The sequence below is a fragment of the Shinella sp. BE166 genome, assembly GCF_051201095.1.
Taxonomy (GTDB): Bacteria; Pseudomonadota; Alphaproteobacteria; order Rhizobiales; family Rhizobiaceae; genus Shinella; species Shinella lacus.
Genome location: NZ_JBPEHL010000005.1, coordinates 315,504 through 337,281, shown reverse-complemented (window position 1 = coordinate 337,281; position 21,778 = coordinate 315,504). Strand labels below are relative to the sequence as shown.

The window sequence follows — 21,778 nt, the reverse complement described above, 5'->3', positions numbered from 1 at the left end:
GGGACGCAAGGAAGATTTTGCTTCGCCCTGGAGGAGGGCGAGAGCGGCAAATCGCAGGCAACAAAAAAGCCCGGCAAAGCCGGGCTTTTTGCAACATCCGGAAACTCCGGGGCACACCGTTGCAAGCACCCTCAGCGGTGGTTACGCCATCAAGAACCAGTCGGCGTCGACATCGGCCAGTGCGATTCCGTCGAGCAGGATCGATCCGCCACCCGATAGCTCAAGCACCGCGAAGCCGGCGGCGTTTTCTGTGAGCGTATAAGTCTGCCCACCAAAGTCGATGATGTCGCGCCCACCTTCGAAATCATGGATGACGTCGTTGCCCTCGGCCTTGCCGAAGATGAACGTGTCCGCTCCTGCACCGCCCGATAGTTCGTCATTGCCCAGACCGCCGGTGAGGACATCGCGTCCGACGCCGCCGAAAAGAGCGTCATTGCCGTCGTCGCCGAAGAGCCTGTCATTTCCTTCGCCGCCATAGATGGCATCTTTGCCGGCTCCGCCATGAACCGAGTCGTTCCCCGCACCGCCACCCAGGAGATCGTTGCCGTTGGCACCGTTGACCAGGTCATTGCCGTTGCCGCCCCATGCGACGTCGTCCCCTTCGCCACCGTCGATGGAATCGTTACCCTCGCCGCCAAAGATCAGATCCTTGCCACCGCCGCCGCGCAGATCGTCCACCCCGGCGCCGCCGCCAATCGTGTCGTCGCCAGTCCCGCCATTGACAAAATCGCTGCCGCCGCCAGCAAAGACGCGGTCATTGCCGCCCTTGGTGTCCAGCCAATCCGCGCCGTTCGTGCCGGGCATGAAGTCGTCGCCGTCGGTGCCAAAATCCGTCTCCGGGCGGGACGGCTTATGGTAATCCCAGCTGAAACCGAGCTTTATAAACTCCTCTGCACTTGGCGCATCAGAGAGATTGTTGAAGCCAGTCCCCACGTCGTTAAAATCGTAAAAGAAGAAATTCGCTTATAACGTGCCGATTAGCGAAGGGCTGCTTTGATCCAAATGACAGCGTCCCATCGCTGATTACGATTTGACGCGAGTGGGATGCGAACGATCTCGACCGGAACGAGGTGATTGCCGGCATTGCGGCCGCACCTCAAACGCCACGCTGATTCACCGGCATACCTCAAAGGCGTTAACGGAAACCAGAGGCGTGCCTGGCAACTGCTGAAACGTAAACCGGCGCCAGGTCGATTTGACCTGGCGCCGGAAAACAAAGCAATGAATGCTTGGGAATTTGGTGCCCAGAAGAGGACTCGAACCTCCACACCCTTTCGAGTACCAGCACCTGAAGCTGGCGCGTCTACCAATTCCGCCATCTGGGCGACGGAGAGCCATGTAGAAGGCCCGCACTCTTGTGTCAACAGGCTTTTTGAAGTTTTTGCAACAGCTTGGCGAAAACCGTCATTCGCGGCCGAGTGCCCATTCGCGAATGCGCGCCAGCCCGGCCGCGAGCAATCGGGCGGCGGCGGCCTCATCCTTGGCCTCCACATAGCAGCGCATTTCCGGCGCATTGCCAGAGGGGCGGAAGTGGATGACGCTGGCATCGTCCAGCGTCACGCGCAGCCCGTCGATATCGCTTGTCTTCATTGGCACGCCGATGGGGGCGAGGAAGGCGGACAGGGCGCCGGCACCTGAACGCAGCTCCGCCATCAGGGCGGCGCTGGTTTCGACGGGAAAGTGCTCTAGCCGGTCGCTGGCGGCCGCGGGCAGCGCGAAGCCGGCGGCGATCTGGGAGAGCGGCCGGTTTTCCGCAGCGGCGAGCGAGAGCACGGCGAGCACCGGCATCAGGCTGTCGCGGGTCGGCAACGGGGCGAGGGCATGATCGTTCACGGTGAAGGGGGTGGCGGTCAGCGTGCCGCCATTCGCCTCGAAGCCGACGACGGCGGTTTCGCCGCCGGCGACCGCTTCGTTCATCGCAGCGATCACGAAGGGGGAGCCGACCCTGGTGCGCAGCACCTTGCCGGCGACGGCCGCCTCGATGCCGGAATTCGAGGTGACCGGCGTGGCCACAGCGGTCGCGCCGAGGAAGCGGCTGGCGATGAGGCCGACGAGATCGCCGCGGATCGGCGTGCCGGTCTCGTCGGTCACGAGCGGCCGGTCGCCGTCGCCGTCGGCAGAGATGATAGCATGCAGGCCGTGCTGCACCGCCCAGCCTTGCAGGAGCGCCACGGTCTCGGCGGAAACCGCCTCCGTATCGACCGGGATGAAGGTCTCCGACCGGCCCAGCGCCACGACATCGGCGCCGTAGTGGATGAGCACCGTTGCGAAGAGGTCGCGTGCCACCGTCGAATGCTGGTAGACGCCGACCCGGAGGCCGGCGAGGCTTCCTTCCGGTAGCAGTGCGCGGTTGCGCGCCTCGTAGAGCGCCATGGCCTCCACATGCAGGTCGTCCGCGGCCTCCTGAACGGCGTCGAAAACCGTGTTTTCCGCGCGGATCGCCACGGCGGCGGCGGTGATCGCAGCTTCGTCCGCCTTGTCGATCTCGCCGTCCGGCCGGTAGAATTTGATGCCGTTGCGGTCGGCGGGAATGTGCGAACCCGTCACCATCAGGCAGGCGGCCTTTCGCGCCAGGCCGGTCAGCGCGAGTGCCGGCGTCGGCAGCGCGCCGCATTCTCGCGGGCGGAAACTGGCCTTGCGAAGTGCTGCGATCGCGATTGCCGAAATCGCCGGGCTGGAGGCGCGAAAATCGCGGCCGACGAGGATCTCGTCACCCGGCCGGGCGATGCCGGCGGCCAGCAGGTGGTGGGCAAAGGCGGTGGCATAGAGCGCGGTGGCAGGCCCTTCGAGATCGACCGACAGGCCACGCAGGCCGCTGGTTCCGAATTTCAGGCTCATGCGGTCACCTCGTGTCTCTTGCGGGCCGGTCCTCTCAAGGCGCGGCGCGACCATGAATAAAACAAAATGCGTGAACGTAATGCAAAGCAGGGACGTGACAGGGAAGTATCCCGCCAGGAACAGTGAGGATCAACATGTTGAAGATTCGAAATCTCGTTTTCGGTTGCGCGATGGGGATTGCCTCCGCGATCGCGCCCATGGGGGCGGCTCAGGCCGTGCCTCTCGCCGTACCGAAGGTTGAGACGAAAAGTGACGTCACGCAGGCGCAGGTGCAGTTCTGCTACGGCTACGGCTGCGAACGTCGTTACAATCGTCGCCACTATCGCCCGTATTACGGTGAGCGACGCTATTATCGTCCGCGCTACGAGCGGCCGCGTTATTATGGTGGGCGCGGGGCGCATGTCGAATGGTGCTCCAACCGCTACCGCACCTACGACCCTTATACCAACCGCTACCATGCCGGCGGCGGCGTCTACCGCCTGTGCTATTCGCCTTATCGGTAAGCGACAAGCGACCTTGGGTCATCCAACGAACGGCGGGCTTCTTGCCCGCCGTTTGTCTTTCAGCCGGGCGTGCTGTCGGCCACGCGGTCAGTATGGCCGAGATCGCGGTCGGGTTCGATGACGTCGCGCACGCGCTGCTTCAGCTCCTTCGGCCCGGGAAAACCGCCGTCGCGCTTGCGCTCCCAGACGAGCGCATCGCCGACGCGGATCTCGAAATTGCCGCCGGTTCCGGGAATGAGCGCCACCTCGCCGAGCGATCCGGAAAAGGTCGACAAAAGCTCCTGCGCCATCCAGCCGGCGCGAAGCAGCCAGTTGCACTGGGTACAGTAGAGAATGGAAACGCGCGGCTTTTCCCCGGTCATGGTCACCTCCTGTCGATAGGGCAAAGCATATAGCAGGGCGGCCCGCTTGGCACGCGATCCGTTCACAACAATGTCAACTCAATTTATCAGGTTTTACCGCCGGACATCTTGTCGCAGCAACGGTCCTGTCGGAGAGGTGTTGCACTGCAACATACAGACAGGACATCCCATGACGGACTTTTCCACCTCCCGCCCGCGCCTCATCATCCCCTCGCTCGGCAGCATCTATTCGGCGCTTGGCGAAAGCGCGGAAACGATCCTGCGCGTGGCGGCCGGCCTGCTTCTTGTCACGCATGGCTACGGCAAGATCCTGAATCCCTTCGGCGCAAGCGGCATGGTGGAAAGCCTCGGCTTCTATCCCGGTGCCTTCTGGTCACCACTGCTGGCCGCCACCGAATTCTTCGGCGGTGTCCTGATCGCCATCGGCCTCTTCACGCGCCCCGCCGCCTTCGCGGCGATGATCGTGCTCGCCGTCACCGTCTATTTCCACGGCATCGTGCAGGCCGAAGGCCTGATGGGCGCGGAAAAGTCCATCCTCTGGGCGCTGATCATGCTCTATTTCGTCATCCGCGGCGCAAACAGCCACTCAGTCGACGCCAAGCTCGGCCGTCAGTTCTGATCCGTCTCTTCGCGCGGCTGTGGCCTTTCCCGCAGCCGCGCCTTGACGAGCGCGACCAGCGTCTCGCCGTCATAGGGCTTGCGGGCGACGGGAATGACCTCGAAGCCCGCGACGCCATCGCGGTGGATCTCGCCAACGGTGGTGAACAGAAGCGGCACGCGCGCCTCGATCAGCCGTTCGATACGCGCCGTGATCCGCGTCGCGTCAAGCGGCACGTCGAGCAGGCACAGGTCGATATCCGCCAGCGCCGCCGCATCCCACTGGTCGAGCTGTTCCGGCCGCAGCAGTGAAATGCGGCAATCGAGCGCCGCCTTGATCAGATATTCCGCGTCGAGCGCAATCAGGAATTCGCGTTCGGCGATCAAGATGTGCGGAAGAGATGGTTCCATGGCGCCGCACTCCTCATCCATGCGAACAGCCGGAATCACCGGCGGTTTTGGAGGCGGAATGTGGGCTGAGGACGGTGCACTGTCATTTAAAAAAGACATAGTGTTTCGCTGCACGGAACAAGTGTGCACGCTTCACGTTCAGCAAGCCAGCCCGGCGCTCCGGGCTGCGAACGGAAGGGGCAAAACAATATGGCGAGCAGCACGGCGGGCAACCATCCCTCGAAATGGCGCACGCCCTGCCATCAGTGTCCCTTGCGAGACCTGTCAGGCTTTCGCGATTTTTCCGCTAAGGAACTCGACTTCGTCTCGCAGTTCAAAAGCGGCGAACTGTCGAGCGAGCGCGGCGCCACCATCCTCGTCGAGGGCATGCACAGCGCCCATCTCTTTACCGTGCTATCCGGCTGGGCCTTTCGTTACAAGCTGCTGCCCGATGGCCGCCGGCAGATCATGAACTATGTGCTGCCCGGCGATCTGCTTGGTCTGCAAGGCAGCCTGATGGGCGAGATGGACCATTCCGTCGAGGCGCTGACGCCGGTCACGCTCTGTGTCTTTGAACGCTCCAAGCTGGAGCGCCTGTTCGAGCGCCATGCGTCGCTCGGCTACGACCTGACCTGGATCGCCGCGCATGAGGAGCGCATCCTCGACGAGCACCTGCTCAGCGTCGGCCGGCGCACGGCGCTGGAGCGCACAGCCTATCTCCTGTCCTTCATCCACCAGCGGGCGCATTCGGCCGGCGTCAACGGCGGCCGGCGCGTCATTCCGATCACCCAGCAGCATGTCGCCGATACGCTCGGCTTGTCGCTGGTGCACACCAACAAGACGCTGCGCAAGCTTTCCGACCGCAAGCTGATGCGCTGGCAGGACAAGGGCTGCGAAATCCTCGACGGGGACGGCCTTCAGGCTCTCGCCGGCTGGGAAGGGCTGAAAGAAGGTGCACGCCCCTTTATCTAGCGCTTTTATAGGCGCAATTCCGGACGCAAAACCGCTTCACACTTTTGCTGGAATTGCTCAGGCCACGTCCCAGTGCAGCGGGAACATCGGGTCGAATACCGTCACCGGCCCGGCCCCGGTCTCGATCTTCGCCGGGAAGGCGACGGGTTCGGCCCGCTTCACCAGCCGGATCGTCTCTTCATTCACCGGCAGGCCATACCAGGCCGGGCCGTTCAGCGAGGCGAAGGCTTCGAGTTTGTCAAGCGCGCGGTCCTGTTCGAACACATGGGCGAGGCAGCTCATCGTGTTGATCGAGGTGTAGATGCCGGCGCAACCGCAGGCGCATTCCTTCAGCGGATCGACATGCGGCGCCGAATCGGTGCCGAGGAAGAAGCGCCTGTCGCCGGAGGTCGCGGCCTTGCGCAGCGCCAGCCGGTGCTCCTCGCGCTTGGCGACGGGCAGGCAATAATAATGCGGGCGGATGCCGCCGACCAGGATGGCGTTGCGGTTGATGATCAGGTGATGCGTGGTGATCGAGCCGGCGAGGTTCGCCTTCGCGGTCTTGATATAGTCGACGCCGTTTTTCGTCGTGACATGTTCCATGGTCACGCGCAATTCCGGAAGGCGCGTGCGCAACGGGTCCAGAACCGTCTCGATGAACACGGCCTCACGGTCGAAGATATCGACCTCCGGCGTCGTGACTTCGCCGTGAACGCAGAGCGTCAGGCCGATCTTCGCCATGCGCTCCAGCACGGGCATGGCTTTGTCCATATCGCGCACGCCGCCATGCGAATTGGTCGTCGCACCGGCCGGGTAGAGTTTCACGGCGCGGATCAGGCCGCTCTTATAGCCGGCTTCCACGTCGTCGGGGTTGGTGTGCTCGGTGAGATAGAGCGTCATCAGCGGCTCGAACCGGTCGCCCTTGGGAAGGGCGGCGAGGATGCGGTCGCGATAGGCAGTGGCATCCGCGGTGGTGACGACCGGCGGCACCAGGTTCGGCATGATGATCGCGCGGGCGAAATGGCGGCTCGTGTCGCCGATCACGCCTTCCAGCATGGCGCCGTCGCGCAGGTGCAGGTGCCAGTCGTCCGGCCGGCGGATGGTCAGTTCAGTGGTCATCGGTCATCTCCCGCGTGTTGCGGCTGCGATAGCATCCGCGGGCGACAACGACAATCGCCTCAGAAGGTGTCGATGGTGAGATCGGCGGGGCGTGAGTTCTCCAGGATGCGCTTTCCGTTCGGCAGGTCGTTGCCGTAGAGCTTCCAGCCGATCTGTTCCTCCGGCAGCGCATAGCCCATCCAGCGCCGGCGCAGCCGCTCCTCCAGCACGGGGTAGGGCGGGCCGACGAAGATGGTGAAGTCGAACTTGCCGTCGAGCCCGTCCCAGGGCGCATCCTTGAAGAGCAGGTAATTGCCCTCGGCGAGGATGAAGCGGGTTTCCCGCGGGATGGCGCGGGCGGCATTGATGGCGATCTCGCGCGACCGGTCGAAAACCGGCACCAGCACTTCGCCCTCCGCCCGTTTCAGCGCCGTGACGATATCGATAAAGCCGCGGCCGTCGAAGGATTCCGGCGCGCCCTTGCGCGGCAGCAGGCCACGCTCGGCGAGAATGCCGTTGTCCATGTGAAACCCGTCCATCGGCAGGATTTCGGCGCTTTCGCCGCGGGCGACGAGCCCGTCGCGCAACGCTTCGGCCAACGTCGATTTTCCTGCGGCCGGCGGGCCTGCGAGGCCGACGAGGAAGCGGCGCGCGTCCCCCGCGCGCCGCTGGAGTGCATCCACGATGGTGGTGGGCGAGATCATGCGGCAATCGCCTCCGCCGGCAGCTTGGCGCCGGTCATGAAGGCGACGGCGTCGGACATGGTGTAGTCCTTCGGGTTGATGACCGTCAGCCGCCGGCCTAGCCGGTGGATATGGATGCGGTCCGCCACCTCGAAGACATGCGGCATGTTGTGCGAGATCAGCACGATCGGAATGCCGCGCCGGCGCACGTCGAGGATGAGCTCCAGCACGCGCCGGCTCTCCTTGACGCCAAGTGCGGCCGTCGGTTCATCGAGGATGATGACCTTCGAGCCGAAGGCGGCGGCACGCGCCACCGCCACCCCCTGGCGCTGGCCGCCCGACAGCGTTTCCACCGCCTGGTTGATGTTCTGGATGGTCATCAGCCCGAGTTCCGAAAGCTTGTCGCGGGCGAATTTCTCCATCGCCGAGCGGTCGAGCTTGCGGAACCATTGGCCCATGACGCCCGGTTTGCGCAATTCGCGGCCGAGGAACATGTTGTCGGCGATCGACAGCGCCGGCGAGAGCGCAAGGTTCTGGTAGACGGTCTCGATGCCGGCCTTGCGTGCCTCGATCGGCGAGCGGAAGTTGATCACCTGGCCCTGCAGGCGGATTTCGCCCTCGTCCGGCGTGATGGCGCCGGAGATCGCCTTGATCATGGAGGATTTGCCGGCTCCGTTGTCGCCGATCACGGCGAGGATTTCGCCGGGATAGAGGTCGAAGTCGGCATGGTCGAGGGCGGTGACGCGGCCGTAGCGCTTGACGAGACCGCGCGCGGTGAGAATGGGTTCCATCAGCCTGCTACCTTTCTGATCCACTGGTCGATTGCGACTGCCGAGATGATGAGGACGCCGATCAGGAGATAGGTCCATTGCGGGTCCGTGCCGATGAGGCGAAGGCCGAGCGAGAAGACGCCGACGATCAGCGCCCCGAAGATCATGCCGAGGATGGAGCCGCGCCCGCCGAACAGCGAGATGCCGCCGATCACCACGGCCGTGATCGATTCGATATTGGCGAACTGGCCGGCGGTCGGCGAGACCGAACCGATGCGGCCGATGAGCGCCCAGCCGGCGAGCGCGCAGATGAGGCCGGACAGCGTATAGATCGAGACCAGCATGCGCTTGACGTTGACGCCGGCGAGTTCCGCCGCATCCGGGTCGTCGCCCACCGCATAGACATGGCGGCCCCAGGCGGTGTGGTTCAGCACGTACCAGAGCAAGGCGACGAGCAGCACCATGGCGATGACGCCATAGGTGAAGACCGCGCTGCCGAGCTTGAGGTTGTTGCCGAAGAACTGGAGGAGCGGCGCCTGCGAGGAAATGTCCTGCGAGCGGATCGTCTCGTTGGCCGAATAGAGGAAGTTCGAGGCGAGGATGATCTGCCACATGCCGAGCGTGACGATGAAGGGCGGCAGCTTCATGCGGGCGACGAGCAGGCCGTTGATGTAGCCGCAGAGCGCGCCGCAGGCGAGCCCGCAGAGGACGGCGACCGTCGGCGGCAGGCCGTAGCGGAAGGTGAACTGGCCCATCACGACCGAGGACAGCACCATGATGGCGCCGACCGAAAGGTCGATGCCGGCCGTCAGGATGACCAGCGTCTGCGCGGCGCCGACGATGCCGACGATCGCCACCTGCTGGAGGATCAGCGTCAGCGTGAAGGCGGAGAAGAACTTTCCGCCGAGAATGACGCCGAAGATGGCCACCGACAGAACGAGCACGATGAGCGGCACGGCCGCCGGGCTCGAATGCAGGAAATGCTGGAATTTCTGGATGGGCGTCTTGTCGTGCGTGTCGAAGGATGCGACCTGCGTCGCGCTGCCGGACAGCACCTTCTCGAATTCCTGCGATGGCTGCGAGGGTTGCGAACCCTGCGAGGCCGTCGTTGTCTCAGTCATGATCCAGTTCCTCCCCTTCCGGGTGCCGACCGTCGCGGCTTGCCGGATGAAATGGTGTACGGACGCACCGATCGGGCGCTTTTCGCGCACCTGCCGCCATTTTTGGGCGGTCTCCTCCCCAAGCGGTCCCGGCTGTCGCCGTCGCCTGCCGAAGAAGGGTGCCCATGTCTTGTGCGAATGTCAAAGCAGGGTGCGTTTCACGCGGACCCCATCCGTCCGTAGCGGAATGCCGGCCCGGTCAGCCCGGGCCGGCGTGGTGGAGCATCAGCCCCAGCACTTGTCCTTGCCGGCCTTGGTGTCGATGGATTCGACGCCGGCTGCCGGCTTGTCGGTCACGAGCGTCACGCCCGTGTCGAAGAAGTCCTTGCCTTCGGTGGCCTTCGGCTTCTCGCCGGTGTCGGCGAACTTCTTGATGGCCTCGATGCCGAGTGCCGCCATCATCAGCGGGTACTGCTGCGAGGTCGCGCCGATGACGCCATCCGCGACGTTCTGCACGCCCGGGCAACCGCCGTCGACCGATACGATCAGCACGTCGCCTTCCTTGCCGACGGCCTTCAGCGCTTCATAGGCGCCGGCTGCTGCCGGTTCGTTGATGGTGTGCACGACATTGATGGTCGGATCCTTCTGGAGAAGGTTTTCCATGGCGGTGCGGCCGCCTTCCTCGTTGCCGTTGGTCACGTCATGGCCGACGATGCGGGCATCGTCCTCGTCGCCGATCTTGCCGATGTCCTTAACATCGATGCCAAAGCCCTTCATGAAGCCCTGGTTGCGCAGCACGTCGACCGAAGGCTGCGAGGGCGTCAGGTTGAGGAAGGCGATCTTGGCGTCCTTTGCGGCGTCGCCGAGGGTGGCGGCAGCCCACTTGCCGATCAGTTCCCCGGCGAGCAGGTTGTCGGTGGCAAAGGTCATGTCGGCGCTGTCGACCGGCTCCAGCGGCGTGTCGAGCGCGATGACCAGCAGGCCGGCGTCACGCGCCTTCTGCACGGAGGGAACGATGCCCTTCGTGTCGGAAGCGGCGATCAGGATGCCCTTCGCGCCGTCCGCGATGCAGGTCTCGATTGCCGCGACCTGGCTTTCCGAATCGCCGTCGATCTTGCCGGCATAGGCCTTCAGCGTCACGCCGATTTCCTTGGCCTTGGCTTCGGCGCCTTCCTTCATCTTGACGAAGAAGGGGTTGGTGTCGGTCTTGGTGATCAGGCAGGCGGTGGTGTCGGCGGCGACAGCCGGCGAGGAGAAGGCGACGCCGAGCGCGAGCGCGCCGAGAGCGGCGGAAATGATGGTTTTCTTCATGGTAATCCTCCCAAGGACAGAACGGGATGCGCCCCTCTCCTGGGGCCATCCGGTCGCAGGGTGGCCAGCAGCTCCTCCGCCGGCAGACCTCGCTTCCGACCGTGAAAAGAGCACCAAAAGAAATCGCTGTCAATAAATAAATCGAATTGAATTATTAATCCAATGTGTCATGCTCCAGCAAAACAAGGGCGTGTCGTTTCCGGTGGAAGAGCGGAACGGCAGCCGATAAGAGGACGGGAGAGGCGAAGAACGCCGCGACCGGCACGGGAGGAGACGATGAGAAAGAATGCCGCGACGGCACCCGCCGCGCCGGCCGAAATCCTCGACCCGAGCGGGGGCGCCAACCAGGTGCGCGTGCGGGCCTATAACGAGCGCCTGGTCATGTCGCTGGTGCGCCGGCACGGCAGCCTCTCCAAGGCCGAGATCGCCCGGCGCAGCGGCCTTTCCGCCCAGACCGTGACGGTCATCATGCGCGCGCTGGAGGCCGAAGGCCTGCTGATGCGCGGCGCGCCGATGCGCGGCAAGGTCGGCCAGCCCTCCGTGCCGATGCGGCTCAATCCGGATGCCGTCTATTCCTTCGGCCTGAAGATCGGCCGCCGCAGCGCCGATCTCGTCATGATGGATTTCGTCGGCGGCATCCGCCGGCAGGTGCGCCGTACCTTCGCCTATCCCATGCCCGGCCCGCTGCTCGCCTTCGTGGAGGAGGGGCTCGCCGAGCTGGAGGCGGCAATCACCCCGCAGGAGCGCGCCCGCATCGCCGGCTTCGGCGTCGCTGCCCCCTTTGAGCTGTGGAGCTGGGCAAGCGAGGTGGGCGCGCCGCAGGCCGACATGGACCAATGGCGCGGCGTCGACCTGGAGGCGGAGATCGCCCGGCGCGTGCCCTATCCGGTCGTCTTGCAGAACGACGCGACCAGCGCCTGCGCCGCCGAGCTCGTCTTCGGCCTCGGCCCGCAATATCCGGATTTCCTCTATCTGTTCATCGGCTCCTTCATCGGCGGCGGCGTGGTGCTGAATTCCGCACTCTTCACCGGTCGCACCGGCACGGCCGGCGCCATTGGCCCGCTGCCCGTGCAGGGTCGCGACGGCGAGACCGTGCAGCTCCTGAAGATCGCCTCGATCTACCGGCTGGAGAATCTTCTGCGCGAGCATGGCATCGATCCGAAGCCGCTCTGGTATTCGCCGGACGACTGGATCGAATTCGGCGCGCCGCTCGAAATCTGGATCGACGACATGGCAGCGGCGCTCGCCCAGGCGGTCGTGGCGTCGGCCTCCGTCATCGACTTTTCGGCCGTCATCATCGACGGCGGCTTCCCGGCCTGGGTGCGCGAGCGCGTGGTTGCCGCGACGCGCGCCGCCGTCGCCCGCCTCGACCTGCAAGGCGTCACCCTGCCCGAAATCCTCGAAGGCGCCGTCGGCAGCCACGCCCGCTCGATCGGCGGCGCCAGCCTGCCGCTGTTCTCCCGCTATCTTCCCGACCAGAACGTCCTCTTCAAGGAGCTTGCCTGAATGCTGAAAGGTATCGACCCCATCCTGAGCCCGGAGCTGCTGTCGACGCTGCGCGCCATGGGCCACGGCGACGAGATCGCCATCGTCGACGGCAATTATCCAGGCGTCGAACATGCCCGCCGCCTCATCCGCCTCGACGGCGTACCGCTGTTGCCCGTGCTCAACGCCGTGCTCTCGGTGCTGCCGATCGACGATTTCGTCGACGAGGCGATCTTCCGCTCCACCTTCCGCCAGGAGCGCGACACGCTGCAGCCCGTGCACCACGAGATCATCGATTGCTGCGCCCGCCGCGAGCCGACGCGCACCGTCGTGCCGCTGGTCGGCGCCGATTTCTACAACCGCGTGCGCGCCGCGCATACGCTGGTGCAGACGAGCGAGCCGCGGCTCTATGCAAATGTGATCCTGCGCAAGGGCGTCATCTATCCCTGACCCTGTTCCATCCGGAACAGCGGGCGGCGGGGCTATGTGGGAAAGTCTGGTCACTGGATGAGAGAGGCTCATCCCTCACAGAGATCAGGAGAGACCCCATGCGCAAGTTCATCGTTTCCGCCACCGTTGCCCTCGTCGCCGCCGTTTCCTTCGCCGCTCCCTCGCAGGCCGGCTACTACAGCTACGGTTATGAACCCTATTGCTTCATCAAGAAGGTGAAGTCCTACGACTACTACGGCAATGTTATCATCAAGAAGATCAAGGTTTGCCGTTGATTTCTTCCTTCCGCCGATCCTCCCCGCCTTGCCCGGCTCGAAAGAGCCGGGTTCTTTCTATTTTGGACCCTTGAACGAAGCGAAGCGGCGTGATTGTGTCGCGTCCTATCGAAAAGCAGGAGTTTCACATGCGGGTGCTGGTGGTGGAAAACGACAAGGTGACCCTTCTCGGTCAGATCGGTGTCGCGCTGGAAGAGGCGGGCGCCGAGATCGAGATCTGCCGGCCGCATGCCGGCGACGCCATCCCCGCCGACGAGACGAACCATGACGCCATCGTCGTGATGGGTGGTCCGCAGAACGCCCGCGACGACGAACGCCACGCCTATCTGCCGGCGCTGGCGAGCCTCATGCGCCGCTTCGGCGATGCGGAGAAATCGGTGCTCGGCGTCTGTCTCGGCAGCCAGCTCCTGGCGCGCGCCTATGGCGCGGAAAACCTCATCGGAACGGCGCCGGAATTCGGCTGGTGCACGGTCGCGCTGACGAAGGACGGTGCCGGCGACCCGGTTCTCTCGGCCGCGGCAAGCAGCTTCCCGATCTTCCAGTGGCACAGCGACACCTTTGCGCTGCCGGAGGGCGCCATGCGGCTCGCCACCAACGGTGCCGCCGAAAACCAGGCCTTTCGCATCGGCCGCGCCGTCTATGGCACGCAGTTCCATTTCGAAGCGAGCCGCACGGTCGTCGATGAATGGGTGAGCACGTTCGGCGCCCTCATTCCGACGCTCGCGCCCGGCTGGCTCGAGCAGCGCGAGACGCTCGCCGCCGAAAACGGCCCCAGAGCCGATGCCACCGGCCTCGCCATCGCCCGCGCCTGGGTCGCCACGATCGCCGCCGCCGAGTCCCGCCGCGTCGCCTAGTTGCCTGAGATTGCCGTGGCGAAGCGTGTCGCAGCAGCATGCAGCACCTCCGGCGCAAAGCCGGAAAAGCCGATGACCAGACCCTGCCGCGGCGGGTTGGTGACCGCCATGGACGACAGCGCCCGCACACCGAGCCCAGCTCCCCGCGCAATCTCCACCGCCGCCGTATCGGCAAGCGAATCAGGCAGGCCGGCGACCAGGTGCAGGCCCTGGTCGGGCACGCCGACCGAGAGGTTTTTCGCCGCCGAAAGCCCCGCGACCAGCGCATCGCGCGCCGCCTGTGCGTGCCGTCGGGCGCGGCGCAGATGGGCGGCGAAATGGCCTTCGCGCAGGAGATCGGTCAGCGCCGCTTCGGCAAGCGTCGGCGGGCTGCGATCGGTGCGGCTGCGCAGCGCCATGATGGTTTCGAGCAGCGGATCGGGAATGACGGCGTAACCGAGGCGCAGCCCTGGAAACAGCACCTTGGAGAAGGTGCCGAGATAGATGACGCGGCCGCTGTCGTCCATGCCCTGCATGGCGGCGAGCGGCGGGCCGGCAAAGCGGAACTCGCTGTCGTAATCGTCCTCAATGATCCAGCCGCCGGTCTCGCGCGCCCAGTCGATCAGGGCGAGCCGGCGGCGCATGCTCATGGTCACGCCAAGCGGAAACTGATGCGATGGCGTCACATAGACCGCCCGCGCTCCCGCCGTCGCCAGCGATATGTCGGCCCCCTCGGCATCCACCGCGAGGCCGGAAAGGTCGAGGCCCGCGCCGGCAAAGGCGGCCCGTGCGCTTGGATAACAGGGGTCCTCGACCATCACCCGATCGCCCGGCCGAAGCGCGCTGCGGATGACGAGGTCGATGCCCTGCTGCGTGCCGGTCGTGATGACGATGGAGCGCGCCTCGCAGCGCACGCCGCGTGCCTGCCGCAGATAGGCCGCGACCGCCTGGCGCAGCGCCGCCCCGCCGCGCGGATCGCCATAATAGAAATGTTCCGGGCCGGGGCGGGCGAGATGGCGCGCCAGCAGCGTGCGAAACAGGTTCAGCGTGCGCGCATCGGCCATCGCCACACCGAGCGTGCCGGGCAGCGGCATTTTCGCCTCGGTGTTTTCCGTTTCCACCGGCAGAGCGGATTTCACGACGGGCACCCGGTCGGCGACGAAGGTGCCGGCGCCCGTGCGCGCCACGGCATAACCTTCGGCGATCAGCGTCTCAAAAGCGGCAACCACGCTGCCGCGCGCGATCTTCAGTCGTCCCGCCAGGTCGCGCGACGGCGGCAGCTTGCTGCCAGCCGGAATGGTCCCCGCCTCGATCAGCCGGCGCAGCTCCCGGTAAAGCGCCGGCGTGCGCTTGCCCGCTGCCGGCAGTACGGGAATGAGCGACGACCAGTCTGGCAGATTGGCCCGGATTTTTTGGTCAGGATTGGTGCTTTTTCGGTCCAATGGCATGGCGCACCATGACGGCACCCTGTTTGAAAGGCAAGACCGCATGCGTGCAGAAACCGACACCGCCGCCTATCCCATCACCCCGCGCAACCGCGTCAAGCGCATGCATGAGCGCGGCAGCTACGACCGGCAGGCCGTGCATGCCATCCTCGATGCGGCCATGCTCTGCAACGTCGCCTATGTCATCGACGGCCAGCCCTATGCGACGCCAACGCTGTTCTGGCGCAAGGGCGATACGCTCTACTGGCACGGCTCGTCGGCTAGCCGCATGCTGCGGCATTTGAAGGCCGGCACGCCCGCCTGCCTCACCGTCGCCCATCTCGACGGGCTCGTGCTGGCGCGCTCCGGCTTCAACCATTCGGCCAATTACCGCTCCGCCATGTGTTTCGGCACTGCACGCCTCGTCGAGGATTCTGACGAAAAGATCGAGGCGATGCGCGACGTCGTCGACCGTTTCTATCCCGGCCGCAGCGCGCTGCTGCGGCCCATCACGCCGCAGGAGGCCAAGGCCACGACGATCATCGCCATGCCGATCGACGAGGCCGCCGCGAAGGTGCGCGCCAAGGGCGTCGGCGACGACGAGGCGGATTTCGCCCTACCGATCTGGGCCGGCGTCATCCCCGTGACGACCGTGCTCGGCGCCGTCGAAACCTGTCCCCGGCTGGTAGAGGGCGTCGAACCTCCGGAGACGCTCGCCCTTTTCCCGTCGGGCAGACGGCTGGATACGTCGCTCCTCGCCGGCCAGGACGCCTACGAAGAGGCTTAGCCGGCTACCAAGAGATGGCGGTAGGACCGGCGTCGTTTCGGCTGGGATGACGCAGGCGTGATCGCGGCCGGTGGCAGGGTGGCTTGCCACCGGCGCGCGCAGCGGCTAGAGAACCCGCGCGCTGGACGACCAGCGCCTTGTTCGTTCCGGGGACGGCCCCTTATCTCGCAGTCGAGATAGGATGGCCCCGCGTGAACCCTTCACTCCCTACCGTTCCAAAATCAGCCGCACGCCTGTCGCGTGTCGTGCATCGCCGCGCCGCGATCACGGCGCGCGCATTTTCCGTGCGTCCTGATGCCTTTCCAAGGAAATCCGATGGCCGGACCCATTGAGCAATTCGAGATCAAGCCGCTTGTGCCCTTCCAGATCGGCGGGCTCGACCTGAGCTTCACCAATTCCGCCGCCTATATGGTGCTGACCGTCGTGGCCGCCAGCGCCTTCCTGCTCTTCGCCACGCGCCGGCGCGGGCTGGTGCCCGGTCGATTGCAGGCTAGCGCCGAGATGGTCTACGAATTCATCGCGGCGACGCTTCGGGCCAATGCGGGCGAGCAGGGCATGCGTTTCTTCCCGCTGGTCTTCTCGCTCTTCCTGTTCATCCTCGTCGCAAACCTCGTCGGCATGTTCCCCTATGCCTTCACGGTGACGAGCCACCTCATCGTCACCTTCGCGCTCGCCATGCTGGTCTTTGCCACGGTCACCCTTTACGGCCTGTTCAGGCACGGTGCCGGGTTCCTGAAACTGTTCGTGCCGGAAGGCGTCCCGCTGATCCTGACGCCGATCATCGTGCCGATCGAAGTGATTTCCTATCTCTCCCGCCCCGTCAGCCATTCCGTGCGCCTCTTCGCCGTCATGCTGGCCGGCCATATCACGCTGAAAGTCTTCGCCGGCTTTGTCGTCTCGATGGGCGGCCTCGGCATGCTCGGCATGCTGGGCGCGGTGCTGCCGCTTGCCATGACCGTTGCGCTGACGGCGCTGGAACTGCTGATGGCGATCATTCAGGCCTATGTTTTCACTATGCTGACCTGCATGTACCTGAACGACGCGCTGCATCCCGGCCACTGAGACAGACCCGGCCCGTGCCGAAACGGCACAGGGCCGGGATTTTCCCGTTCACGCGATGGAAAGGCCCATGCCGTAAAAAGGCATCGCATCAACGAGGCCTCCGCAATGCAGATCACCGGCATCATGAACACGGCCCGCCAGGGCATGGCGACGGAAACCGCACGCGCCGGCACGGCCGCCCGCAACATCGCCGGCGGCACTGGCGATCCGGCAATGGATATGCTCGATCTGGTCTCTGCCGAAATCGGCTTCCGCGCCAACGCCGCCGTCTTCGAGACGGGCGCGGACCTCTGGGAGGTCCTCGCGACCATCAAACGGGATTGATCACATGAAAAGGGCGGCGCAAGCGCCGCCCTTTTCCATCTTCAGCCCTTCGGTGGATAGGGATCGTTACCATAGGAGTTGCGTTCGCGAATGCGACCGTTTTCCCCGTGGATCCCCATCTCGCTACTCTGATTCTGTGCGATACCGCGCGCGATGCCGATCGCCTCACGCTGGGTTTCGATGACCTTGGTCGCGCGCTCGGTGCCGGCGCCTTTGACGGCCCACCCATTGGCATGCGGTACGACATGTTGGTTGCGTCCTTTAGACATATTTGAATCCTTTCCAGAATGAAAAAGGCCGGCGCCAAGCACCGGCCCATTGTTACGCACTACGCTTGGCAAGCGCCGCTTCGCGGCTACCGATGAACTTCCGTTCCTTGAGAACTTCGTTCACGCGTGCCGGGTTGACGTCAAAACTGGCGGCAATCCGGTTCTGAAACTCGCCGTCCCAGTGGCGGAGCCAAATCTGGACAGTGTCATCGAAAGTGAGCGTATAGCTCGGCATGTTGTCGTTGGTCATTATGACCTCTTGACTTCAAAAGAGATGCCCTCTTGAAACGAAGACCAGGAAGTGCGATTCTGAAAAGGCAAAAGGTTCAGATATCGGCATTCCCAGTTATTCCGTCCAACGGATTGGGGCTTGTCCGCTGACACCACGGGTCACATTGCAGGAATGGTTGCAGCCTTCCTGTTTTGTGGCCCTTTTTGTTACTGCCAACCGCGACGGTGTTCGATGGTGCGGTTGGCTATCGCTCTTCTTACTCGCTGTTCCATATCTAGGCTCCGTCTACGTGAGCTTCCGTGCCCAGGAAGTTTTTACGGACGCACGTCCAAGTTCAGTCAGAACGTAACATCCCCGAGTGAGTGCCTCACCCTTCCTATAAGCCGCTAACCCACGTTTTTCTAAAGTGCGATGGCTAACGAGGTTTCGGATTACTTGGCTTAGCCGATCATCTTTTCTGCCTTTTAATGGTATCAAATCCGCTGGTTTAGGACGAATGATCTCGCGAAGCTTTTTTGCAAGAACGGAAATCTCCAAGCCATTCTCGATGTCTCCAAATCTCGCTATCAGAGCAATTGCCGGCTCCACCAGGTCGGCTTCCAATGTTCGCTCGTTAACCATGTAATTCTCTGTATCAAAGCGTATTTTAGAAGATATTACGAATCCGAATCCGCTTGTCAAGGATTCGTTAACCATTTTTTGATCTGCATTTGTACGCGTCTGCGCAAAAAAATGGGAGGCAAAGCCTCCCAAGTGCAAAGCCTTATTGATGTGAGGCCTATTCGTCGCCCATTTTGAGCGCCGCGATGAACGCTTCCTGCGGGATTTCCACCTTGCCAAACTGGCGCATGCGCTTCTTGCCGGCCTTCTGCTTGTCGAGCAGCTTGCGCTTGCGGGTGGCGTCGCCGCCGTAGCACTTGGCGGTCACGTCCTTGCGCAACGCCGAGATGGTCTCGCGGGCAATCACGTTGCCGCCGATGGCGGCCTGGATCGGGATCTTGAACATGTGCTTGGGGATCAGCTCCTTGAGCTTCTCGCACATGTCGCGGCCGCGCTTTTCGGCGGCCATGCGGTGCACCATCATCGACAGCGCATCGACCGGCTCGCCATTCACCAGGATCGACATCTTCACCAGATGGCCTTCCTGATGGTTGGTGATGGCGTAGTCGAACGAGGCATAGCCCTTGGAAATCGACTTCAGCCGGTCGTAGAAATCGAAGACGACTTCGTTGAGCGGCAGGTCGTACGTCAGCATCGCGCGGGTGCCGACATAGGTGAGCTCCACCTGGATGCCGCGGCGGTCCTGGCAAAGCTTCAGGATGCCGCCGAGATAATCGTCCGGCGTCAGGATGGTGGCCCGGATCCACGGCTCGTGAATTTCCGAGATCTTGACGACATCCGGCATGTCGGCCGGATTGTGCAGCTCGCGCTCGCTGCCATCCGTCATGAACAGCTTGTAGACGACCGACGGTGCGGTCGCGATCAGGTCGAGATCGAATTCGCGCTCGAGGCGTTCCTGGACGATTTCGAGATGCAGCAGCCCGAGGAAGCCGCAGCGGAAACCGAAGCCGAGCGCAGCGGAGGATTCCATTTCGAAGGAGAAGGACGCGTCGTTGAGGCGCAGCTTGCCCATGGCGGCGCGCAGGTCCTCGAAATCGGCGGCATCGACCGGGAACAGGCCGCAGAACACCACCGGCTGCGCCGGCTTGAAGCCCGGCAGCATATGGGCAGTCGGGCGCTTGTCCTCGGTGATCGTATCGCCGACGCGGGTATCGGCCACTTCCTTGATGGAGGCCGTGATGAAGCCGATCTCGCCGGGGCCGAGCGCCTCGACGGTGACCATCTTGGGCGTGATGACGCCGACGCGTTCCACCTGGTATTTCGCGTCCGTACCCATCATGCGGATGGTCTGGCCCTTTTTTAGCACGCCATCGAGAATGCGCACGAGCACGATGACGCCGAGATAGGTGTCGTACCAGCTATCGACGAGCAGCGCCTTCAGCGGCGCGGTCTCGCCGCCCTCGCTCTTCGGCGCGGGAAGCTGGTGGACGATGGCCTCCAGCACGTCGGGAATGCCGAGGCCGGTCTTGGCCGAAATCAGCACGGCCTGCGATGCATCGATGCCGATGACTTCCTCGATCTGCTCGCGGATGCGATCGGGCTCGGCCGCCGGCAGGTCGATCTTGTTGAGGACGGTCACGATCTCATGGTTGTTGTCAATCGCCTGGTAGACATTGGCGAGCGTCTGCGCCTCGACGCCCTGCGACGCATCCACCACGAGAAGCGAACCCTCGCAGGCCGACAGCGAGCGCGACACTTCGTAGGCGAAGTCGACGTGGCCGGGCGTGTCGATGAGGTTGAGGACGTAGGTCTCGCCATTGTTGGCGACATAGTGCAGGCGCACCGTCTGCGCCTTGATGGTGATGCCGCGTTCCTTCTCGATATCCATGTTATCGAGAACCTGTTCCGACATTTCGCGCGCGGCAAGGCCGCCGGTCGTCTGGATCAGACGGTCGGCAAGCGTCGATTTGCCGTGGTCGATATGGGCCACGATCGAAAAATTGCGGATATGGTCGAGGGGCGTCGAAGAATTGGTGCTCATGCGCGCCATATAGCAGCGGCCGAGATTCCCGCAAAGCGGTAAATGAACCGTTGTATGACCGGAATGTCCGCTATTCCCGGGCGTTTTCGCCCTCGACGAGCGCACCGGCATTCGGCACCTGCGCACTTCTGATTTCGAAGCTTTCCCGCGCCGCCACCGGCACGGTCTCGCGACGGCGCAGCCGGTGGGCGACGAAGGCGGCGTAGAGGAGTGCTACGGCCATCGCGGCATAGATGAAGGTCTTCGGGCCGTAGATGGGGGTGAGCGCCGTGACCGCCAGCGGGACGAGCGTCGCCGAAGCCGACCAGGCGACGAGCAGGGTAGAGGCGAGCGGCACGAAATCCTCCGGATCCGTGCGGTCGTTGGCGTGCGCATTGGCGATCGAATAGACGCTTTCGACCGCACCGGCCCATAGCGCGAAGACCAGCATCAGGATGAAAAACGCCTGGAAGGAGACGAAAAGCGCCACGACCGCCGTGCCGGCGATCAAAAGGCAGGTGAAGATCAGCACGATGCGCCGGTCGATGCGGTCGGACAGCGTGCCGAGGGGATATTGCACGAAGATCAGGCCGAACTGCATGACGAACATCAAGAGCGCGACATCGGTCTGGCCGACATTGTTGGTGGCGGCATAGATCGGCGTAAAACCCTGCACGACCATGGACAGCCCGCCGGCGGCAAGAACGCCGATCAGCGCCACCGGCGAATTGCGCCACGTCATGGCGAAATCGACGCTGACGCGGGCGGGTGCGGGCGGGGTGGGCAGGCGCGTCAGGCCGATCGGCAGCAGCGCGATGGTGGTGACGAAGATGGTGACGAGCGGCGCGAGGTTGCCGTCCGCCGGCATCTGCCCGAACAGCCATGCGCCGACGCCAAGGCCGAGCACATAGGCCATGTAGAAGAACGACATGGCCTTGCCGCGCCAGCGGTTGTCGGCCGCATGGTTCAGCCAGCTCTGCGTGATGATGAAGTTAGAATTGCCCGCCATGCCATAGATGCAGCGCGCCAGCACCCAGAGGAGCGGGTTGACGCCGAGCGCCACGAGGAAGGCGGCGATGATGACGAGGGCGAGCGAGCACGAAAAGGCGCGGGCATGGCCGACGCGCCGGATGACCGGACCGGCGATGACGCAGCCGACGAGCCCGCCGAAGGCGATGGCCGTGACAGCGGCACCCGGCGCCCAGGAGGGTGCGACGGCGCGCGACAGGACATAGGGCACATAGGCGAGCATGATGCCGTTGCCGATCGCCACGAAGGTCATCGAAACGACGATGGCGGTGATGGAGAAGAGCGACGATGCCCGTTGCGTCTCACCTGTCATCCGTCCGTCCTCCCGATTCTGCCGCGCCACCTTATCCGCCCGTCCGGTGTCGCATTGTCGCCGGAGCGGCATGAGCGGAATTTATTTTCAGATCGGGTCATGCCGGTTGAC

At 64.0% G+C, this 21,778-nt stretch carries 24 protein-coding genes and 1 tRNA gene; 10 read left to right on the top strand and 15 right to left on the bottom strand.

The genetic code is table 11. From position 1 onward, the window contains the following. Nucleotides 1-141 precede the first annotated feature (141 nt). The 3 genes from J2Y63_RS15720 to J2Y63_RS15710 all read right to left on the bottom strand — a co-directional run bounded on the left by J2Y63_RS15720 (nucleotide 142) and on the right by J2Y63_RS15710 (nucleotide 2,838). Nucleotides 142-933 carry a calcium-binding protein gene (locus tag J2Y63_RS15720; protein WP_435266845.1) on the bottom strand — a complete coding sequence of 264 codons (792 nt, stop codon included), beginning with the start codon at nucleotides 931-933 and terminating at the stop codon, nucleotides 142-144. 305 nt (nucleotides 934-1,238) lie between these two features. Next, nucleotides 1,239-1,325: transfer RNA gene (locus J2Y63_RS15715), tRNA-Leu, on the bottom strand. A gap of 79 nt (nucleotides 1,326-1,404) precedes the next feature. Beyond that, the gene (locus J2Y63_RS15710; protein ID WP_435266844.1) at nucleotides 1,405-2,838 is read right to left on the bottom strand and encodes a phosphomannomutase; all 1,434 of its coding nucleotides are present in this window, start codon (nucleotides 2,836-2,838) and stop codon (nucleotides 1,405-1,407) included. Between the two features lie 134 nt (nucleotides 2,839-2,972). Here J2Y63_RS15710 and J2Y63_RS15705 point away from each other — a divergent pair, with 134 nt between their 5' ends. Then, the gene (locus J2Y63_RS15705; protein WP_256118248.1) at nucleotides 2,973-3,341 is read left to right on the top strand and encodes a BA14K family protein; all 369 of its coding nucleotides are present in this window, start codon (nucleotides 2,973-2,975) and stop codon (nucleotides 3,339-3,341) included. Nucleotides 3,342-3,400: 59 nt separating this feature from the next. Here J2Y63_RS15705 and J2Y63_RS15700 read toward each other — a convergent pair whose 3' ends face one another. Continuing rightward, nucleotides 3,401-3,703 carry a SelT/SelW/SelH family protein gene (locus tag J2Y63_RS15700; RefSeq protein ID WP_256118247.1) on the bottom strand — a complete coding sequence of 101 codons (303 nt, stop codon included), beginning with the start codon at nucleotides 3,701-3,703 and terminating at the stop codon, nucleotides 3,401-3,403. A gap of 169 nt (nucleotides 3,704-3,872) precedes the next feature. On the opposite strand from J2Y63_RS15700, the gene J2Y63_RS15695 reads away from it, so the two are divergent. Next, the gene (locus tag J2Y63_RS15695) at nucleotides 3,873-4,322 is read left to right on the top strand and encodes a DoxX family protein (protein ID WP_435266843.1); all 450 of its coding nucleotides are present in this window, start codon (nucleotides 3,873-3,875) and stop codon (nucleotides 4,320-4,322) included. Here the strand turns inward: J2Y63_RS15695 and J2Y63_RS15690 are convergent. Next, the gene (locus J2Y63_RS15690) at nucleotides 4,313-4,711 is read right to left on the bottom strand and encodes a hypothetical protein (protein WP_256118245.1); all 399 of its coding nucleotides are present in this window, start codon (nucleotides 4,709-4,711) and stop codon (nucleotides 4,313-4,315) included. The two genes, J2Y63_RS15695 and J2Y63_RS15690, sit on opposite strands and share 10 nt — an antisense overlap. A gap of 189 nt (nucleotides 4,712-4,900) precedes the next feature. On the opposite strand from J2Y63_RS15690, the gene J2Y63_RS15685 reads away from it, so the two are divergent. Then, nucleotides 4,901-5,662 carry a Crp/Fnr family transcriptional regulator gene (locus J2Y63_RS15685; RefSeq protein WP_435266842.1) on the top strand — a complete coding sequence of 254 codons (762 nt, stop codon included), beginning with the start codon at nucleotides 4,901-4,903 and terminating at the stop codon, nucleotides 5,660-5,662. Nucleotides 5,663-5,719: 57 nt separating this feature from the next. Here J2Y63_RS15685 and pyrC read toward each other — a convergent pair whose 3' ends face one another. The 5 genes from pyrC to J2Y63_RS15660 all read right to left on the bottom strand — a co-directional run bounded on the left by pyrC (nucleotide 5,720) and on the right by J2Y63_RS15660 (nucleotide 10,603). After that, complete coding sequence (pyrC, locus tag J2Y63_RS15680) at nucleotides 5,720-6,760, bottom strand: dihydroorotase (protein ID WP_435266841.1); 1,041 nt, start codon at nucleotides 6,758-6,760, stop codon at nucleotides 5,720-5,722. Nucleotides 6,761-6,819: 59 nt separating this feature from the next. Beyond that, nucleotides 6,820-7,443, bottom strand: coding sequence for a nucleoside triphosphate hydrolase (locus J2Y63_RS15675; RefSeq protein ID WP_435266840.1), 624 nt, complete (start codon nucleotides 7,441-7,443; stop codon nucleotides 6,820-6,822). Beyond that, complete coding sequence (locus J2Y63_RS15670; protein WP_435266839.1) at nucleotides 7,440-8,213, bottom strand: ATP-binding cassette domain-containing protein; 774 nt, start codon at nucleotides 8,211-8,213, stop codon at nucleotides 7,440-7,442. The genes J2Y63_RS15675 and J2Y63_RS15670 overlap by 4 nt, the downstream gene beginning before the upstream one ends. Beyond that, nucleotides 8,213-9,313 carry an ABC transporter permease gene (locus J2Y63_RS15665; protein ID WP_256118241.1) on the bottom strand — a complete coding sequence of 367 codons (1,101 nt, stop codon included), beginning with the start codon at nucleotides 9,311-9,313 and terminating at the stop codon, nucleotides 8,213-8,215. The genes J2Y63_RS15670 and J2Y63_RS15665 overlap by 1 nt, the downstream gene beginning before the upstream one ends. Nucleotides 9,314-9,577: 264 nt before the next feature. After that, nucleotides 9,578-10,603 carry a sugar ABC transporter substrate-binding protein gene (locus tag J2Y63_RS15660; protein WP_435266838.1) on the bottom strand — a complete coding sequence of 342 codons (1,026 nt, stop codon included), beginning with the start codon at nucleotides 10,601-10,603 and terminating at the stop codon, nucleotides 9,578-9,580. A gap of 276 nt (nucleotides 10,604-10,879) precedes the next feature. On the opposite strand from J2Y63_RS15660, the gene J2Y63_RS15655 reads away from it, so the two are divergent. From J2Y63_RS15655 to J2Y63_RS15640, 4 genes are all read left to right on the top strand, one after another. After that, complete coding sequence (locus J2Y63_RS15655) at nucleotides 10,880-12,109, top strand: ROK family transcriptional regulator (RefSeq protein ID WP_435266837.1); 1,230 nt, start codon at nucleotides 10,880-10,882, stop codon at nucleotides 12,107-12,109. Next, nucleotides 12,110-12,538, top strand: a complete 429-nt coding sequence (locus J2Y63_RS15650) for an RbsD/FucU family protein (RefSeq protein WP_435266836.1) — start codon at nucleotides 12,110-12,112, stop codon at nucleotides 12,536-12,538. A 98-nt stretch (nucleotides 12,539-12,636) separates the two neighbouring features. Continuing rightward, a complete protein-coding gene (locus J2Y63_RS15645) occupies nucleotides 12,637-12,813 on the top strand; it encodes a hypothetical protein (protein ID WP_319322159.1) in 177 nt (58 codons plus the stop codon). 128 nt (nucleotides 12,814-12,941) lie between these two features. After that, entirely contained in the window at nucleotides 12,942-13,667 is a 726-nt protein-coding gene (locus tag J2Y63_RS15640; RefSeq protein WP_435266835.1) for a type 1 glutamine amidotransferase, read from the top strand. On the opposite strand, the gene J2Y63_RS15635 is transcribed toward J2Y63_RS15640, so the two are convergent. Continuing rightward, nucleotides 13,664-15,094, bottom strand: coding sequence for a PLP-dependent aminotransferase family protein (locus J2Y63_RS15635; protein WP_435266834.1), 1,431 nt, complete (start codon nucleotides 15,092-15,094; stop codon nucleotides 13,664-13,666). The two genes, J2Y63_RS15640 and J2Y63_RS15635, sit on opposite strands and share 4 nt — an antisense overlap. Nucleotides 15,095-15,134: 40 nt before the next feature. On the opposite strand from J2Y63_RS15635, the gene J2Y63_RS15630 reads away from it, so the two are divergent. The 3 genes from J2Y63_RS15630 (at nucleotide 15,135) to J2Y63_RS15620 (ending at nucleotide 17,243) form a co-directional block, all read left to right on the top strand. Further along, the gene (locus J2Y63_RS15630; RefSeq protein WP_435266833.1) at nucleotides 15,135-15,857 is read left to right on the top strand and encodes a pyridoxamine 5'-phosphate oxidase family protein; all 723 of its coding nucleotides are present in this window, start codon (nucleotides 15,135-15,137) and stop codon (nucleotides 15,855-15,857) included. 315 nt (nucleotides 15,858-16,172) lie between these two features. Continuing rightward, entirely contained in the window at nucleotides 16,173-16,919 is a 747-nt protein-coding gene (locus J2Y63_RS15625; RefSeq protein WP_435266832.1) for a F0F1 ATP synthase subunit A, read from the top strand. A gap of 105 nt (nucleotides 16,920-17,024) precedes the next feature. Further along, nucleotides 17,025-17,243: a hypothetical protein gene (locus J2Y63_RS15620; RefSeq protein ID WP_435266831.1), complete on the top strand. Its 219-nt coding sequence runs from the start codon at nucleotides 17,025-17,027 to the stop codon at nucleotides 17,241-17,243. A 41-nt stretch (nucleotides 17,244-17,284) separates the two neighbouring features. On the opposite strand, the gene J2Y63_RS15615 is transcribed toward J2Y63_RS15620, so the two are convergent. The 4 genes from J2Y63_RS15615 to J2Y63_RS15600 all read right to left on the bottom strand — a co-directional run bounded on the left by J2Y63_RS15615 (nucleotide 17,285) and on the right by J2Y63_RS15600 (nucleotide 21,667). Next, nucleotides 17,285-17,512 carry a DUF2188 domain-containing protein gene (locus tag J2Y63_RS15615; protein WP_435266830.1) on the bottom strand — a complete coding sequence of 76 codons (228 nt, stop codon included), beginning with the start codon at nucleotides 17,510-17,512 and terminating at the stop codon, nucleotides 17,285-17,287. A 52-nt stretch (nucleotides 17,513-17,564) separates the two neighbouring features. After that, entirely contained in the window at nucleotides 17,565-17,762 is a 198-nt protein-coding gene (locus J2Y63_RS15610; RefSeq protein WP_435266829.1) for a hypothetical protein, read from the bottom strand. Nucleotides 17,763-18,522: 760 nt separating this feature from the next. Then, nucleotides 18,523-20,355 carry a translation elongation factor 4 gene (gene lepA, locus J2Y63_RS15605; protein ID WP_435266828.1) on the bottom strand — a complete coding sequence of 611 codons (1,833 nt, stop codon included), beginning with the start codon at nucleotides 20,353-20,355 and terminating at the stop codon, nucleotides 18,523-18,525. Nucleotides 20,356-20,416: 61 nt separating this feature from the next. Continuing rightward, on the bottom strand, nucleotides 20,417-21,667 hold the full coding sequence (locus tag J2Y63_RS15600) for an MFS transporter (protein ID WP_256118231.1): 1,251 nt from the start codon (nucleotides 21,665-21,667) through the stop codon (nucleotides 20,417-20,419). Nucleotides 21,668-21,778 lie beyond the last annotated feature (111 nt).

Coding starts and splice junctions, on each gene's coding strand:
- lepA (WP_435266828.1), bottom strand. CDS start 20,355: ATGGCGCGCATGAGCACCAATTCTTCGACGCCCCTCGACCATATCCGC.
- J2Y63_RS15645 (WP_319322159.1), top strand. CDS start 12,637: ATGCGCAAGTTCATCGTTTCCGCCACCGTTGCCCTCGTCGCCGCCGTT.
- J2Y63_RS15625 (WP_435266832.1), top strand. CDS start 16,173: ATGGCCGGACCCATTGAGCAATTCGAGATCAAGCCGCTTGTGCCCTTC.
- J2Y63_RS15650 (WP_435266836.1), top strand. CDS start 12,110: ATGCTGAAAGGTATCGACCCCATCCTGAGCCCGGAGCTGCTGTCGACG.
- J2Y63_RS15640 (WP_435266835.1), top strand. CDS start 12,942: ATGCGGGTGCTGGTGGTGGAAAACGACAAGGTGACCCTTCTCGGTCAG.
- J2Y63_RS15695 (WP_435266843.1), top strand. CDS start 3,873: ATGACGGACTTTTCCACCTCCCGCCCGCGCCTCATCATCCCCTCGCTC.
- J2Y63_RS15675 (WP_435266840.1), bottom strand. CDS start 7,443: ATGATCTCGCCCACCACCATCGTGGATGCACTCCAGCGGCGCGCGGGG.
- J2Y63_RS15665 (WP_256118241.1), bottom strand. CDS start 9,313: ATGACTGAGACAACGACGGCCTCGCAGGGTTCGCAACCCTCGCAGCCA.
- J2Y63_RS15685 (WP_435266842.1), top strand. CDS start 4,901: ATGGCGAGCAGCACGGCGGGCAACCATCCCTCGAAATGGCGCACGCCC.
- J2Y63_RS15670 (WP_435266839.1), bottom strand. CDS start 8,213: ATGGAACCCATTCTCACCGCGCGCGGTCTCGTCAAGCGCTACGGCCGC.
- J2Y63_RS15690 (WP_256118245.1), bottom strand. CDS start 4,711: ATGGAACCATCTCTTCCGCACATCTTGATCGCCGAACGCGAATTCCTG.
- J2Y63_RS15700 (WP_256118247.1), bottom strand. CDS start 3,703: ATGACCGGGGAAAAGCCGCGCGTTTCCATTCTCTACTGTACCCAGTGC.
- J2Y63_RS15635 (WP_435266834.1), bottom strand. CDS start 15,094: ATGCCATTGGACCGAAAAAGCACCAATCCTGACCAAAAAATCCGGGCC.
- pyrC (WP_435266841.1), bottom strand. CDS start 6,760: ATGACCACTGAACTGACCATCCGCCGGCCGGACGACTGGCACCTGCAC.
- J2Y63_RS15710 (WP_435266844.1), bottom strand. CDS start 2,838: ATGAGCCTGAAATTCGGAACCAGCGGCCTGCGTGGCCTGTCGGTCGAT.
- J2Y63_RS15660 (WP_435266838.1), bottom strand. CDS start 10,603: ATGAAGAAAACCATCATTTCCGCCGCTCTCGGCGCGCTCGCGCTCGGC.
- J2Y63_RS15655 (WP_435266837.1), top strand. CDS start 10,880: ATGAGAAAGAATGCCGCGACGGCACCCGCCGCGCCGGCCGAAATCCTC.
- J2Y63_RS15600 (WP_256118231.1), bottom strand. CDS start 21,667: ATGACAGGTGAGACGCAACGGGCATCGTCGCTCTTCTCCATCACCGCC.
- J2Y63_RS15630 (WP_435266833.1), top strand. CDS start 15,135: ATGCGTGCAGAAACCGACACCGCCGCCTATCCCATCACCCCGCGCAAC.
- J2Y63_RS15705 (WP_256118248.1), top strand. CDS start 2,973: ATGTTGAAGATTCGAAATCTCGTTTTCGGTTGCGCGATGGGGATTGCC.
- J2Y63_RS15620 (WP_435266831.1), top strand. CDS start 17,025: ATGCAGATCACCGGCATCATGAACACGGCCCGCCAGGGCATGGCGACG.
- J2Y63_RS15610 (WP_435266829.1), bottom strand. CDS start 17,762: ATGACCAACGACAACATGCCGAGCTATACGCTCACTTTCGATGACACT.
- J2Y63_RS15615 (WP_435266830.1), bottom strand. CDS start 17,512: ATGTCTAAAGGACGCAACCAACATGTCGTACCGCATGCCAATGGGTGG.